This is a genomic window from Mycobacterium sp. 23, from assembly GCF_048287075.1.
Taxonomy (GTDB): Bacteria; Actinomycetota; Actinomycetes; order Mycobacteriales; family Mycobacteriaceae; genus Mycobacterium; species Mycobacterium gordonae_B.
On sequence record NZ_JBLVUX010000005.1, the window covers coordinates 5,714,820 to 5,730,051 of the forward strand.

General features: G+C 65.6%; 4 protein-coding genes and 1 pseudogene. 2 read left to right on the forward strand and 3 right to left on the reverse strand.

Annotated features, from left to right (window positions below):
• Nucleotides 1-29: 29 nt before the first annotated feature.
• Both ACNQS7_RS27590 and ACNQS7_RS27595 read right to left on the reverse strand, forming a co-directional pair.
• Nucleotides 30-872, reverse strand: coding sequence for a class I SAM-dependent methyltransferase (locus ACNQS7_RS27590; RefSeq protein WP_418015041.1), 843 nt, complete (start codon nucleotides 870-872; stop codon nucleotides 30-32).
• Nucleotides 873-11,794, reverse strand: a pseudogene (locus ACNQS7_RS27595) (SDR family NAD(P)-dependent oxidoreductase).
• Between the two features lie 466 nt (nucleotides 11,795-12,260).
• On the opposite strand from ACNQS7_RS27595, the gene ACNQS7_RS27600 reads away from it, so the two are divergent.
• Both ACNQS7_RS27600 and ACNQS7_RS27605 read left to right on the forward strand, forming a co-directional pair.
• Complete coding sequence (locus ACNQS7_RS27600) at nucleotides 12,261-13,442, forward strand: NAD(P)-dependent malic enzyme (RefSeq protein ID WP_418015042.1); 1,182 nt, start codon at nucleotides 12,261-12,263, stop codon at nucleotides 13,440-13,442.
• A complete protein-coding gene (locus ACNQS7_RS27605; RefSeq protein ID WP_418015043.1) occupies nucleotides 13,439-14,290 on the forward strand; it encodes a glycine betaine ABC transporter substrate-binding protein in 852 nt (283 codons plus the stop codon). The genes ACNQS7_RS27600 and ACNQS7_RS27605 overlap by 4 nt, the downstream gene beginning before the upstream one ends.
• Here the strand turns inward: ACNQS7_RS27605 and ACNQS7_RS27610 are convergent.
• On the reverse strand, nucleotides 14,287-15,111 hold the full coding sequence (locus ACNQS7_RS27610; RefSeq protein ID WP_418015044.1) for an SDR family NAD(P)-dependent oxidoreductase: 825 nt from the start codon (nucleotides 15,109-15,111) through the stop codon (nucleotides 14,287-14,289). The two genes, ACNQS7_RS27605 and ACNQS7_RS27610, sit on opposite strands and share 4 nt — an antisense overlap.
• Nucleotides 15,112-15,232: the final 121 nt, after the last annotated feature.

Consider the following 15,232-nt stretch of genomic DNA (forward strand, 5'->3'; position numbering starts at 1 on the left):
TTCGCCGGCTCGTTTGTGCCGCTTTCGTCCTACTCCGCACCCGGCGTCTGCAGGCGAGATCTCATTATCTTGTACTCCAAGATGCCTGCCCTCAGCTGCTCGTAGACCACAGAGCCGGGCAGGGCAAGGAAGTTGGCTACCCGAGGCCCGGTGTCGCCGTAGATCCGATCCCAGTCACCGACGGCCTGGTTACGCGAAGCGATGACATTGGCGGTGATGTCGCGCTCGTTCTCGATCGAGAAATCCAGCGCCTTCAAGCGCGTCCTGATCTGGTCCCACTCGTAAGAACCCAACAGATCGGTGTGCAGGAACCAGGCTCCGGGTCGGCTGATCCGGCGCACTTCACCAAGGAACTTACCGAGATTGCTGTAGGAATGCGATGACTCCACATTCATGACGACATCGCAGGACTCGTTGTCCAGCGGAAGGTTCAAGGCGTCGCCCACCTCGAAGCGCAGCGAGGGATTGAGGTGTGTCGAACGGCAGAAGGCGATCGCCTCCGAGGACCTGTCGATACCCGTCACTTGCGCGTTGAACGTCTCCGCGACAAGTGCGGCAGTACCACCGCGGCCGCATCCGATGTCGATGATGGCGCGGTCGTTCAGGTCGAGCGATCCGATGAGCTCGAACACCAGGCGGACCGAATTGGCGTTGAATGTACCGTCGCGGATGACAGCGGTGGAGTCATTGCCAGAATCCGTTGCGGCGTAACCATAGTTCAGAAAATGCGAGACCTTGGCCAATCCCACGGCCGCGAAGCGACGGCTGAGTTGATCGTAAAACTTGTGCCACCCACCCGGGGTCGTCGACATAAGGTCGTCAGCAAGATGTGCCGAAATCGGTTCGGACACGGATCCGTCGGAGTCATCCATCTACGTCGTCGCAATCTGCTCGGCCAGGTGCTCGGCGAACGCCGTGATTGTCGGGTAATCGAACACCGCCGTGGCGGTGATCGTGAAAGCACCACCGAACTGGCCCAGCAACCGGTTCCGAAGTTCCACTGCCATCAGCGAATCCATGCCGAGTTCGAGGAAACGGCTGGATGCGGCCGGTGGCTGCGCGAGTCCCAGGAAGTGTTGAAGTTCGGCCTGCAGATGCTCGGTGAGGAAGCCGGCCAGTTGCGGCGTCGGCACCTCCTTGAGTTGCCGCAGCAGTGCACTGTCGACGGGCGTCGCCGAGACATCGCTGGGCAACACATATTCGAGAACGGGTGGGCGGTGGGCGCTCAGCAGCTTCGCGACGCGTTGCCAATTGGCCTTCACCACGACCACCTGCGCGATTCCGTGCGCGACGATCTCACTGACCGCGTTCAAAGCGGCGTCGGGCGCCAGCGGAATCAGTCCTCGTGCACCAAGATTGGTGCGCGCGGCATCCGAACTTGCCATACCGCCGTGCGCCCACGGGCCGAAGTTGATGCTGGTCGCGGGCAGGCCTTGCGCCTTGCGATAGGCAACGAGCCCGTCCAGCAGCGCGTTGGCGGTCGCGTAGTTGGCCTGCCCCGCTGCTCCCAGTACGCTGGCGCCCGACGAGTACATGACGAAGAAGTCGAGGTCGTCCTCGCTGGTTAGTCGATGTAAATGCCAGGCGCCCAGCGCTTTTGGTCGCATGCTACTCCGGAATCGCGCCAAGCTCTGTTGGGGCAGCAGGGCGTCGTCGAGCACACCCGCCAGGTGAGCCACGCCGGCAAGCGGCGGCAAATCGGCCCGGATCCGCTCGAGCAGCGCGGCGAGCTGGTCCTCGTCGCCGACGTCGGCCGCAAAGGTGTGGATACGGCACCGGTAGCGCTCCGTGATGGTGTCAATATCCCGTTGCATGTCGGCGTCGGGCGCGCGGCGGCTGGTCAAGACGATGTCGCCGGCCCCGAGTTGGGCGAGATGGGCCGCGGTGTGCATGCCTAGTGCTCCGAGTCCGCCGGTGATCAGATAGCTCCGATCGCCGCGACCGTGAAGCGGTTTCGGCATCTGTAACACGATTTTTCCGATATGTCTTGCCTGCTGCATGCGGCGAAACGCGGTCTTGGCGTCGGCAAGCGGGTAGATCTCGAGAGCAGGCGGTACGAGTTCCCCGCTGGCCAGCCCCTGAGCCAGGACGGACATCAAACCGTGGATGCGCGCCGGGTCCTGCATCATCAGCAGGTCCAGCGCAACGATCTCGTAGTCGATGTCCGGGCGCGCAGCGGCCATCTGCTCATGGGTCCAGATGTCCCGTTTGGCAATTTCGACGAACCGGGCGCCCTGGGCGGTCGCCCGCAGCGTCGCTTCGATGAATCCCTCGCCGGTCAGGCTGTTGAGCACGACGGTGACACCTGCGCCGTCGGTGTCCGCGAGGATCTGATCCGCGAAATCCGTACTGCGCGAGTCGTAGATATGCTGCACGCCGATCTGGTGCAGCGTCGCACGCTTGTACTCGCTCGCGGTCGCGAAGACGGATGCGCCGCGCTGGCGCGCCACCTGGATCGCGGCCAGGCCGACGCCACCACTGGCGGCGTGAATGAGCACCCGGTCACCCGGTCCCAGCTTCGCCCAGTCGAACGCGAGGAACGCGGTGAGCATCGCGGTCGGTGTGCTCGCCGCTGCCGTCGCGTCGATACCGTCCGGTGCCGCCGCAAGGAACCGAACGGGCACGTTTGCCCGGCTGGCCATCGATCCCGCCGTTGCTCCGAAAACCCGTTGTCCAACCTCGAACTCGGTGACCCCAGGGCCCACGGCGGTGACGATGCCGCAGATATCGCCGCCGACCGGCCCGGCGTAGCCCGGGTAGAGGCCGAGCACATTGAGCACATCGCGGAAGTTCAGACCGGCGGCCTCTACCCGAACCTGGACATGGCCCGCAAAGGGTGCGGGTACTTCCGTCTCGGCCAGGCGCAGGTTGTTGATGGCGCCGCGTTCGGTCGGTTCCAGGGCATAGTCAGTCGCACGGGGAACCGTCAGGTGGCCGCCCCGCGCCCAGGGCAGCAGCCGCGGCACCAGCAACTTTCCTTGTCGCAGCGCGACTTCGGATTCATCAGGTTGAGTAGCGAGGAGGCTGGCCAGCGCCCGCACGGCGTCGTCAGAACCGTCGTGGTCGACCAGTCGGCAACGCAGTTGTGGTTGCTCGGCGACAATGCTGCGCCCGAGTCCCCACAGCGCCGCCTGCACCGGGTCGACCGGCTCGCCGGATTCGGTCGCCACCGCCCGTTGGGTGACGATCCACAGACCTCCGGGAAGTCTCGTCGCCTCATGGGCCAGCAGGGTGTGCACCACCCTGAGCAATTCGTCGATCTCGGTCTCGAGGCGTGCGTTGAATTCAGCACTCGGCTCCTCTGCGCCGGGAGGCGCGGTGGCGCCCCACACGATGCCGGTGACCGGCACACCGCGCTCCTGAGCCTGCGCCAGCATCTGCGTCCAAGTCTGCAGATCCGTTGTGCGGCTGGACCGGAGGCAGCCCGGCACGTCGGCCGCCAGCTTGTCGAAACCCGCAATCAACCAGGTGAGGGAAGCCCCACTTGCCCCACCTGCACCGGCACCGGCGACCTCGCGCCAGCCGACGGTGTAAAGGTTGCGGGTGGAGTCCCCACCGAGCCCGCGCAACAACGCCTCCCGGGGTGCTCGCTTCACCTTGAAATCACGAATTCCGCCCAGCCGCCGGCCATCCCGGTCGACGAAATCGAGATCGAAGGCCTGGGTCTCGCCGTCGTGATCGCCGGGCTGCCACCTCGCGCGGCAATAGAAGCGTCGTGGCATCCGCTCTCGCAGTTCCACTCGCCCGTACTGCAGCGGCAGGAACAGAGCCGCTGCGGACTGCCCAAGTTCAGCGGCGGCGCGAACCATCGGGGACGCGGGGGACGCGACGCCGGTGCACAGGTCCAGCAGCACGGGATGGACCGGCTCGCTGGCGAGTTGCTCGGCCAGCTCCGGACCCACGGTTATATCGCCCACCGATTCACCCTCGCCCACCCACAGCGACTTCAGCGAAGTGGACCAGGTGGGTCCCAATGCCAGTTCCATGTCGGCAAGAGCCTCGAATAACTGCTGGGGGCGAGTACGGGCCAACCGCTCGCACAAGGCGTCGATGGACTCCTCCCATTGCGACTCCGGCTCCGGCTCATCGCTTAGTCCTGCCGTCACCTTGCCATCTGCATTCAGCGACCACTCGGCGTCGCGCTCTCCGTAGAGGCGGCTATCCACCCGAAATGTCCAACCGCCCTCATCGACCGGATGCAGAGTTAGCTGTACCTCGCGGGTTGTCTTCTCGCCCAGGATGATCGGTTCGTAGAAGAAGACCTCCCGTACCTGTGCCGGCGCTCCGGCCGCAGCCAGGGCCATCGCCGCGTACGTCGCACCCGGAACGACAACGGTGCCGTAGATGACGTGATCCGACAGCCACGGCTGTGATCTCACGGACATCAAACTGGTGTAGACGACGTCGCCGGACGCGAGATCCTTTCCGCTGCCCAAAATGCCGGAACTGGCAGCGCCGTCTGCGCGAAGACCCGAAGTCTTCGGCCAGAAGCGGCGGCGCTGGAACGGGTAGGTGGGCAACTCGACCCGGTTGCGTGGCCGATGATGGACAGCAGCGAAGTCCGGCCGGCATCCCGCCGCATAGGCGGCCGCCAGCGCCTCGGTGATCTGGCGCCGGGCATCAGTGCCCTTCCGCAGGGAAACGATGGCGCGCGGAGTCACCAACGATTCCGGCCAGATCTGCATGGCGGCGCCGGTCAGAATCGGCTGCGGACCAAGCTCCATCAGTACCGAGCAGCCCAGCTCCGCGACCGTGCGCACACTTTCGGCGAACCGCACCGGCTGACGCGAATGCTTTCGCCAATACTGGGCATCCAGCGGGTTGTCGGAAGTGATCACCGAGCCAGTGCGATTGCAGATCAGCGGGAGGGCCGGCACTCCGGATTTTACTCGGGCCGCACATAATTCGAATTCGTCGAGTGCCGGCTCCATCAGTTCGGAATGGAAGGCGTGACTGGTCTCGAGCCAGTTACCCCGGATTCCGTCATTGCCGGCGACTATCTGCTCCAGATCCTCGCCCGGACCCGACAGCACGGTGTTGGAGCCGTTGTAGGCAGCCACCGATACCCGCGGGAACTTGGCGGCGATGCCCTCCACCTGCTTGGCGTCAGCGAACATTGCCACCATCCGCCCGCCATCGGGCAGAGTCCCGAACACGCGGCCGCGCTGGGCGATCAACCGTGCTCCGTCCTCGATGCTGAATACCCCCGCCACGCACGCCGCCGCGTACTGGCCGACGCTGTGGCCCAGCACCACGTCGGGCTCGATACCCCAGGACTGCCAAAGTCGTGCCAGACCCATTTCGATGGCGAACAGAGCCGGCTGTGCAAATGACGTGTGGCGCAGTACATCTGCGGCATCGCTGTCGGTGCCGAACACCACCTCCAGCAGCGGACGTGCCGTGATCTCCTCGACCGCCTGTGCGCATCGGGTCACGGTGTCGGCGAACACCGGTTCGCTGTCGAATAATTCGCGCGCCATCCCCGGATACTGGCTGCCCTGCCCGGTGAAAAACCACGCCGTCTTCGGTGGGTCCCCGCACTCGCCACGCACCGCACCCGGTCCCAGCCGATTCTCGGCCAGTCCGGTCAAGAGCTCATGAGCCTGCTGGACCGAATCCACCACCAACGCTGCCCGATGCTCGAAATGCGAACGCCCCGCCCCGGCGGTGAAACACACGTCGGCCAAGTCGGCATCCGGATGCTCGCTCAACCAGGTCGAATAGCGCTGCGCCAATCTCATCAACGCGGGAGCTGAACGCGCCGAAAGCGCCAACACGGCAGGCCGTCCGGCACTGGTCGTCGGTTCTGCCGCCGTGACATCGACTTGAGGTGAAGCCTGCGGCGCCTCCTCGATCAGCACGTGCGCATTGGTGCCGGAGAACCCGAAAGAACTTATCCCGGCACGGCGTGGCCGGCCAACATTATCGGTGGAGCCCTGCCACGGCACTGCCTTGTCAAGCACCCGGACCGGCAACGAGTTCCAGGGAATGTGCGGCGATGGTGTCCTGAAGTGGAGGTTCTGCGGCAACACTCCGTGCTGCAACGCCAACACAACCTTGATCACACCGGCGACTCCCGCCGCGGACTCCAGATGTCCGACGTTCGTCTTCACCGATCCGATCAGCAACGGGTCACCGGCCGGACGGCCGGCACCGTAAACGGCCGCCGCGGCCTGCACCTCGATCGGATCTCCCAGCGACGTGCCCGTGCCGTGCGCTTCCAGGTAGTCGACATCGCGACCGGCGATACCGGCACGGGCCAGTGTGGTGGCGATAAGGCGTTGTTGTGCGCCGCCGTTGGGCACCGTCAGGCCGCTGGAGGCGCCGTCCTGATTGACGGCGCTCCCCTGGATGACCGCGCGAATGCGGTCGCCGTCTCGTTCCGCGTCGCTCAGCCTCTTGAGAACCAGGACCCCGCATCCCTCACTGCGCACATAGCCGTCCGCCGCGGCGTCGAAGGTCTTGCAACGTCCATCGGGGGAGAGCATTTTGGCGCGCGAGGTGGCGATGAGTGATGCCGGACTCAGCAGCACGTTCACCCCACCGGCCAGCGCCATGTCGCAGTCGCCGGCGTGCAATGCGTGGCAGGCCTGATGGATGGCGACCAGCGAGGAGCTGCACGCGGTATCCACCGCCATCGCCGGGCCCTCCAGGCCGAGCGCGAACGCAACCCGGCCTGCGATAACGCTGATCGAGTTGCCGGTGCCGAATTGAGCTTCGATGCTCTCAAAAGTGCTGGCCGCCAAAACATGCGAATATTCGTTGCTGCACACGCCGACAAAGACGCCACTTCGGCTGCCGCGTAACGCCGCAGGTGAATATCCGGCGCTTTCCAGGCCCTCCCAGGCAATCTCGAGCATCAACCGCTGTTGCGGATCTATCCAGACGGTTTCACGCGGGGAGATGCCGAAGAATTCCGGATCGAATCCGTCGACCGCGTCCAGGAATCCGCCATAGCGGGTGTAGATCTTGCCCGGTGTGTCTGGATCCGGGTCGTAGTACTCGTCGATGTCGAAGCGGTCGTCCGGGATCTCCCGGATCGCGTCCACGCCGTTCGACAGCACCTCCCAGAACGCGTCGGGGTCAGGCGCACCTGGAAAGCGGCAGGCGATTCCGACGATCGCGATCGGCTCGTCGGTGCGCACCGTCGCCAACGGAACCGGCTCGGCTGTCGACTCGGCGGATGCCGGCGCACCTAGACCGAGGACGTCTCGAAGCAGGTACTCCGCGGCGTCGTTCAGCCGCGGATAATCCATGGCGAGGGTGACCGGCAGCTCCCGGCCCAGCCCCTGCTCGAATCTGCGGTGCAGGTTGACGGCCATCAGTGAGTCGATGCCGAGATCGAAAAACCCGACGTCATCCCGGATTTGAGTGGGATCGATTTTCGTCACCTCGGCGACGGCGTCGCGCATGTAGTCCAGGATCAGTGCCCGACGCTGCTGGACCGGAGCCGCTTTGAGCTGGTCGATCAACGGCGTCGTCGCCACCGAGATCCGTCCCACCGGGTTCTCCGGCACCTCAGGCGCAATGCGCGCGTGGAAGTTCCGCTTGCGCAGCATCAGTTGATAGGGCAGGAACCGGGGCCAATCGATCTTGGCCAGGATCCCGTACGGTGCGGGTGAGGCGATGAGTTTCGCCATGCCTTCCAGCGTCGGGGCCGGTGAAAGCGGTGCCACTCCGAGCGCCGCCCAGGTGTCTCGGGTCCTGTTGTCGGCCATACCCGCCGGCCAGAGGCCGAGGGCGACGGCCGTGCCGGGAATTCCGTGCTGACGCTGCCACCAGGCCAACCCGTCGAGGAATGCGTTGGCGCAGGCATAATAGATCCAGCCCCGGCTGGGCCAGAGTGCGCTGATCGATGATGTGCTGAGGAAGAAGTCCAACTGCAGGTCGGCCGCGGCCTGGCTCAAATGCCAGCTGCCCCAAACCTTTCCCGTGAAAACCTGGTCCAGCATCGCGTCGTCGAGGGTATCGACCGGACCCATATTGAACTCGCCGGCCGCGTGCACGATACCCGCCAGCGGGGGTAGTTCGGTGCGCACTGTGGTGAACAGTGCGGTGACGTCATCCCGAACTGAGACGTCCGCCGCCAGAATCCGTATCTGGCAACCGAATTGATCGAGTATCGCGTCGATGCGGCGCTGCGCGGCATCACTTGGGCCCCGTCGACCGGTCAGCACCAGCTGCCCGGCACCGTGTGCAGCAAGGTACTCGGCGATGTCGAGTCCGATCGCGCCGAGTCCGCCGGTTACGAGATACGTTGCGTCAGAGCGGAGGCCCAGTTCGGGGGTCGTCAACTCTTCGGTGCGGCGGGAAACGCGAGCGACATATACGGCGTTATCCCGCAGGGCGATCTGGTCTTCGGTGGTGGCACCGTGCAGGATGTGGGCGATCAATCCGGGCCACTCGTTGCCGCCGCCGCCGGCAGGCAGATCCGCCAGCCCACCCCAAATCTTCGCTACTTCGGTCGCCACGGTGCGGCCCAGACCCCAGAGGCACGACTGGGTGGGTGATACGGTGTCGGATCCCGTAATATGTTGTGCGCCGCGGGTTATCAGCCATATTTTCAGGTCCAGTTGGGATGCGATGGCGCTGCGGATGAACCGTTGGGTGCCGCTGAGGACCCGGTGCTGTAGGCGATCCAGCGATCGCGTCGACGCCGCACCACCCGGGTCGAGACCTGCCAGGTGCAGGATGCGCAACGTGGATTGCTCGGCCGCAGCATCGCGTAGTTCCGCGCGCAGGCGCTCTTCGTCGGTGTCGGATTCCGGCAGGCTGAGGATCCGGTAACGGTGGCCATGCGCGGTGAGGACATCGAGAAGTGGGCCGACGTTGTCGGGATCGTCGGCAAGCAGTAGCCAGGTGACCCCGCCGCCGGAATCCCGACCGGCGGCGGCGGCCGGGGCAGCCAGCTTCTCCCAGCAGATCTCGTAGCGGCAGTCCGCGAGGGACTGCATGCTCCGCTCCCGGTTGTGTTGGGCCGCAAGTCGTTGCAGCATGCCCACCGTCTTGCTGGTGTCCTCGACGTCGCCGGCATTTCGCGGATCGGCGACCAGCGCGGCAAGCTCCTCTACGCGCTCCTCCTCGAGTAGTCGTACCGTTTCCGTGCGTACGGCATCGGTCGTGCGCGCTTTGCGTCCTTCGAACCAATACGTCTGACGCTCGAACGGGTAAGTGGGCAGGTCGACCCTGTGACCCCTGCCGTGCTGGTACGCGGCGAAGTCGGGACGGTGGCCGGCGATGTACGTGTCTGCGAGCGCTTCGGTGATCTGGTTGTGGTCGTTCGCGTTTCGACGCATCGATGCGATTGCGCGAGGTGCGTTCGCCGGGTCGGGCCACGCCCGCAGGGCTGCGGCGGAGAGCACCGGTTGGGGACCCACCTCCAGCAACAGCCGACATCCGAGGTCGGCAAGCGTTCGCACGCTCTTGGCGAATTCGACCGGCTGCCGCGCGTGGCGGCGCCAGTACGATCCGTCCAAAGTCACGTCCCGGGCTATTGCGCCGCCGGTGCGGTTACACACCAATGTCTTTTGCGGCGAGGCGAATTCGAAGCAACCCAGGTATTGTTCGAACTCGTCCAGTACGGGATCGAGCAGAGCGGAATGAAAGGCGTGGCTGGTGTCGAGCCAGTCGCACCGGACTTCCTCGTCGATAAGTCCGGCTATCGCGCGCTCCAGATCTTCTGCGGGGCCGGAAAGTACCGTGTTGGCACCGTTGTACGCGGCGACGGACAGGCGTGGGTGGTGGTCGATCAAGCTCTCGACCCGGTCCGCGCCGGCGAACACCGCGACCATTTTGCCGCCGGGCGGCAGGCTGCCGAACAGTCGGCCACGCTCGGCCATCAGCTGTGCCCCGTTCTCGAGGCTGAATACCCCGGCGACACAGGCCGCCGTGTACTGACCCACGCTGTGGCCCACCACCACATCGGGTTCGAGGCCCCATGACTGCCAGAGCCGCGCCAGGCCCATCTCCACCGCGAACAGGGCCGGTTGGGCGTAGGAGGTGTGTCGCAAGGTATCTTCGGTATCCGGCCGAAAATCACGTCCAGCAACGGTTTTTCGAGGATACCGGCGGCAGCGTCAGCGCACCGGGTCAACGTCTCGGCGAACACCGGTTCGATGTCGAACAAGGTCCGCGCCATGCCGACGTATTGGCTGCCTTGGCCCGGGAACAACCAGGCTGTCTTTGGCGGGTCGGAGCACGCTCCGCGAACCAATCCCGATGCCGGACGATCGTCGGCGAGCGCCTCGAGTAGCTCCCTGGCGGACGCGGTGGAATCCACCACCAGCGCGGCGCGCTGGCCGAAGTGCGATCGGCCCGCGCCCGCGGTCAGGCACACGTCGGCCAGGGCGGCGTCTGGGTGTGCCTCCAACCACCGGCGGTATCGGTGTGCCAGCGCCACCAGGGCGGTTGGCGTGCGCGCGGAGAGGGGCAGAACGCTCAAGCGTCCCTCGGGCGGTGTCAGGGTATCCGGCGGTGTCGTGTGCGGTGCTTCCTGGACGACCACGTGGGCGTTGGTCCCGGTGAAGCCGAACGAACTGACCCCCGCAATCCGGGCGCGGCCGTTGCGTTCCCAAGGGATGGTTTCCGCCACGACCCGCACCGGAATGCGGTCCCAGGGAATATGCGGTGACGGATTTTGGAAGTTCAGGTGCTTCGGAAGTTGCTGGTGCTCCAGCGACAGGATGACCTTGATCATGCCGGCGATCCCGGCGCTGGCCTCCAGATGCCCGATGTTCGTCTTCACCGAGCCGACCAACAGCGGCCGGGCGGGGTCGCGTCCGGTCGCGAATGCCGCACCGGCAGCTTGCAATTCGATCGGGTCACCCAGCGATGTCCCGGTGCCATGAGCTTCCAGGTAGTCGATATCGCAGGCCGCCACACCGGCGTTTTGCAGTGCATCCGCGATTACCCGCTGCTGGGCGATGCCGTTGGGCACCGTCAAACCACCCGATGCGCCGTCCTGGTTGACCGCGCTACCCCGGATCACCGCCCGGATGTGGTCGCCGTCGCGGATCGCGTCATCGAGCCGCTTCACCACGATGACGCCGCAGCCTTCACCGCGGACATAGCCGTCGGCGCCCGCGTCGAAGGTCTTGCACCGTCCGTCGGGCGCCAGCATGTGCGCCCGGGAGAAATTGATCATCGTCGTCGGGCTCATCAACAGGCCCACGCCGCCGGTCAGCGCGAGATCACACTCTCGGAGACGCAACGCCTGGCACGCCTGGTGCACCGCGACCAGCGACGAACTGCACGCGGTGTCGACTGAGACGGCCGGCCCCACCAGCCCCAGTCGATAACTGATGCGCCCAGCCGCGGCGGCCGATGCATTGCCGATCGCCAGGTAGGCGTCGATGTCCTCCACGGTCATCGCGTTAGTCAGCAGCGTGAGGTAGTCGGTCGTAGAGATACCGATGAACACGCCGGTCTTGGTGCCCGCCAGCGTCGACGGGGCGGTGTTGGAATGCTCGACCGCTTGCCACGTTGTCTCCAACAACAGCCGGTGCTGCGGATCCATGAACACGGCCTCGCGCGTCGAAACTCCGAAGAACGGCGCGTCGAAAGATCCGACGTCCTCGATGAGCCCGGCGCGGCGAGTCACCATCTTCCCGGGTGTATCCGGATCGGGGTCGTAGAAGTCGTCCATATTCCATCGTTCACCGGGGATCTCCGAGATGGCATCGCGTCCCTGCCTCAATACCTCCCAGAAGCCCTCGGCATCGGCTGCGCCGGGAAAACGCGCCGCGTAGCCGACGATCGCAAACCCGGCTGCCCCCTGATCTACATCCGTTGTCACGAGGGTGTCCTCTCTGTCGAGGTCAGCGTCTGTTGACGTCAGCGAAATTTCGCTGGGAGTCGCGATGCGGTTGGCGCCGCGAAAAAGCCGGGCGGTGTCGGCTGGTGCGGCAAGAGAGCGCGCGAAGGAGTTCGTGCCAGCAACGGTTCGCTGTGCAACGCCGCCATCCTGACGCTCCCGCGTGAATCAGCCATCAAACCCCCGGTCAATCGGTATCGAGTCCGCGCTGCGGGCTCTTCGGGGGGCGACAGCATTAGCTCGTGCTGGCAATCTACACGCGCTGGCACTGGGTGGTCACGGAGTTGATGCAAACAGTTGGCGGCTGGCAGTACTTCGTTGGACCTTCCTCCTCAGTGCGCCTGTCCTCATCCGTCTGGCCGGTTGACGCAACGCGCTGAAAAGGGATTCCGGCATCACCTCGGATAGCGATTCTGGATTGATAGCCGGGCTGAGTAGTCTGAGTGCCGTGTCGGAAACCCTCGAGAGTTCCCAGGTTGTCATCACGGACGACGAAATCTTTGCGGCACACGAAGGCGGCAAGCTTTCGGTAAGCCTGACCTCCCCGCTCAACACCCAGCGCGCGTTATCGCTGGCCTACACACCGGGTGTGGCGCAGGTCAGTCGCGCGATCGCCACCGACCGCACCCTGGCCGGCCGCTACACCTGGGCCAGCCGGCTCGTGGCGGTGGTGAGCGACGGCACCGCGGTGCTCGGCCTCGGTGACATCGGCCCGGCCGCGTCGCTGCCGGTGATGGAAGGCAAGTGCGCGCTGTTCAAGGAGTACGGCGGCCTGAACGCCATCCCGATCGTGCTGGACACCAAAGATCCCGACGAGATCGTCGAGACCCTGGTGCGGCTGCGTCCGACGTTCGGCGCCGTCAACCTCGAGGACATCTCGGCGCCGCGCTGCTTCGAGATCGAACGGCGCGTGATCGAGGCGCTGGACTGCCCGGTGATGCACGACGACCAGCACGGCACTGCGGTGGTTTCCCTGGCGGCGCTGATGGGTGCCGCCAAGGTGCTGGGCCGGGACATGACCGCGCTGCGGGTGGTGGTCTCCGGCGCCGGCGCGGCCGGAGTCGCGTGCACGAATCTGCTGTTGGCCATGGGCGTTTCGGACATCACGGTGCTGGACTCGCGGGGCATCGTGCACAGCGGACGTGACGACATGAACAGCGTCAAGCACGAGCTGGCCTGCCGCACCAACCCGAGCGGTCGTACCGGCGGATCGGTCGAGGCGCTCGACGGGGCCGACGTCTTCCTCGGGGTTTCCGGCGGGCTGGTCCCCGAAGAGTTGATCGCCACCATGGCGCCCGAGGGGATCGTGTTCGCGCTGTCCAATCCGGACCCCGAAATCCATCCCGATATCGCCGCCAAGTACGCAGCGATCGTCGCCACCGGACGCAGTGACTTCCCGAATCAGATCAACAACGTGCTGGCGTTCCCCGGGATCTTCCGTGGCGCCCTGGACGTCGGTGCGCGCCGGATCACCCAGAAGATGATGGTGGCCGCGGCCGAGGCGATCTATTCGGTGGCCAGCGAAGACCTGGCCATCGACCGGATCGTGCCGAGCCCGCTGGACCGCCGCGTCGGGGAAGCAGTGGCCGCCGCCGTGGCGCTGGCCGCAGAAGACTCCGACTGGGTGTGAGCACCGGCAGGCTGGCCGCGCTGCTGCTCGGCCTGGTGCTGATCGTTGCCGGTTGCTCCGGTCATGGGGAGCGCCACCCGGATCTGGTGGTCGGCTCGACTTCGGATGCTGACTCGAAATTGCTTGCCGCGCTGTATGTTTCAGCGCTGCGCTCGTACGGTTTTCCGTCGCACGCCGAGACGGCCGCGGACCCGATGGTCAAGTTGGATGCCGGGGCGTTCACCGTCGTCCCTGGCTATACGGGTCGCGTGCTGCGTCAGTTGCAGCCGGGTGCCTCGGAGTTGTCCGACAAGCAGGTCTATCAGGCCATGAACGCCGCGCTGCCCGAAGGCGTGGCCGCCGGGGATTACGCCACTGCAGCCGAGGACAAGCCGACGGTGATCGTCACGCCGGCGACCGCCGCGGCATGGGGCGGCAACGATCTGAGTCAGTTACCGGGGCACTGTGCGGGGTTGGTGGTTGGTGTGGTGACCGGGCATCCGGTCCCGTCGTCGGTGGGTTCGTGCCGGCTGCCTCCGCCGCGCGAATTTGCCGACGACGCAACGATGTTCGCGGCTTTGCGGGCCGGCGAGGTGACTGCCGCGTGGGCCGGTAGCGCCGATCCCGGCATTCCGCCGGACCTGATCGCGTTGGCCGACGGCAGCAAGAACTCGTTGATTCAGGCCGAGAACGTGGTGCCGCTGTACCGGCGCAACGCGCTGTCCACCCGACAGTTGTTGGCCATCAACGAAATTGCCGGGGTGCTCGACACCGCCGCGCTGGCCGATATGCGCCGCCGGGTGGCCGCGGGCTCCGACCCGCAGGTGGTGGCCGACGGGTGGCTGGGCGAGCACCCGCTGGGGCGTTAGCTGGGGATGATCCGGCCCGTCACCAGTTCGACTATTCGCTGGTAATTCGAACCGGTTACCCGCACCATCATGTCCAGCGCGACGGCGTCCGGCCCGACCAGAACGCGAGCCTTGTTCTTGCGCACCGCGTTCAGGATGATCTTGGCCGCTTTCTTCGGGCTGGTGTTGGCCAGTCGCTTGTCGAACAACTGGGCCAGCTCGTCGCGGTCGAGGCCTTCGGCCACGGTGGCGTTGCGGGCGATCGCGGTTTTGATGCCACCGGGGTGCACGGTGGTGACCCCGACGCGGTGGCCGCTCTGGCGCATCTCCTGGCGCAGCGCCTCGGTGTAGCCGCGGACGGCGAATTTCGCTGCGTTGTACGCGGAATAGCCGGGCACCGAGAACAGGCCGAACACGCTGGAGATGTTGATGACGTGTCCGTCGCCGGAGGCGATCAGGTGCGGCAGAAAGGCTTTCGTGCCGTTGACGACGCCCCAGAAGTCGACGTCCATCACTCGCTCGATGTCCTTGAACTGCTCGACCTCGACGTTGCCGGTGTGGCCGATCCCGGCGTTGTTGTAGATCTGGTTGACCTTGCCGAAGTGCTCTTTGACCTCGTCGGCGTAGAGCAGGAAGCGCTCACGCTCGGTGACGTTGAGCCGGTCGGCCTTGACCTGCACGCCGATCGCCTTGAGTTGCTCCTCGGTGTCGGCCAGGCCTTCGGTGTCGATGTCGCAGATCGCCAGGCTTGCGCCTGAGCGGCCCAACTCGATCGCCAGCGCTTGGCCGATACCCGAACCCGCGCCGGTCACCACGGCGACCTTTCCGGCGAATCCCTCCATGAGCACCCTCCCTGTCGTTGGCTCAGCGTCGAGATTAGCCGGTACCAGCGGTCCCTGATATCGGCGGGGGGCGGCGGGCCTGCTTCACCGGATCCCCCGCACGAGGGTGCGCACACTGCCA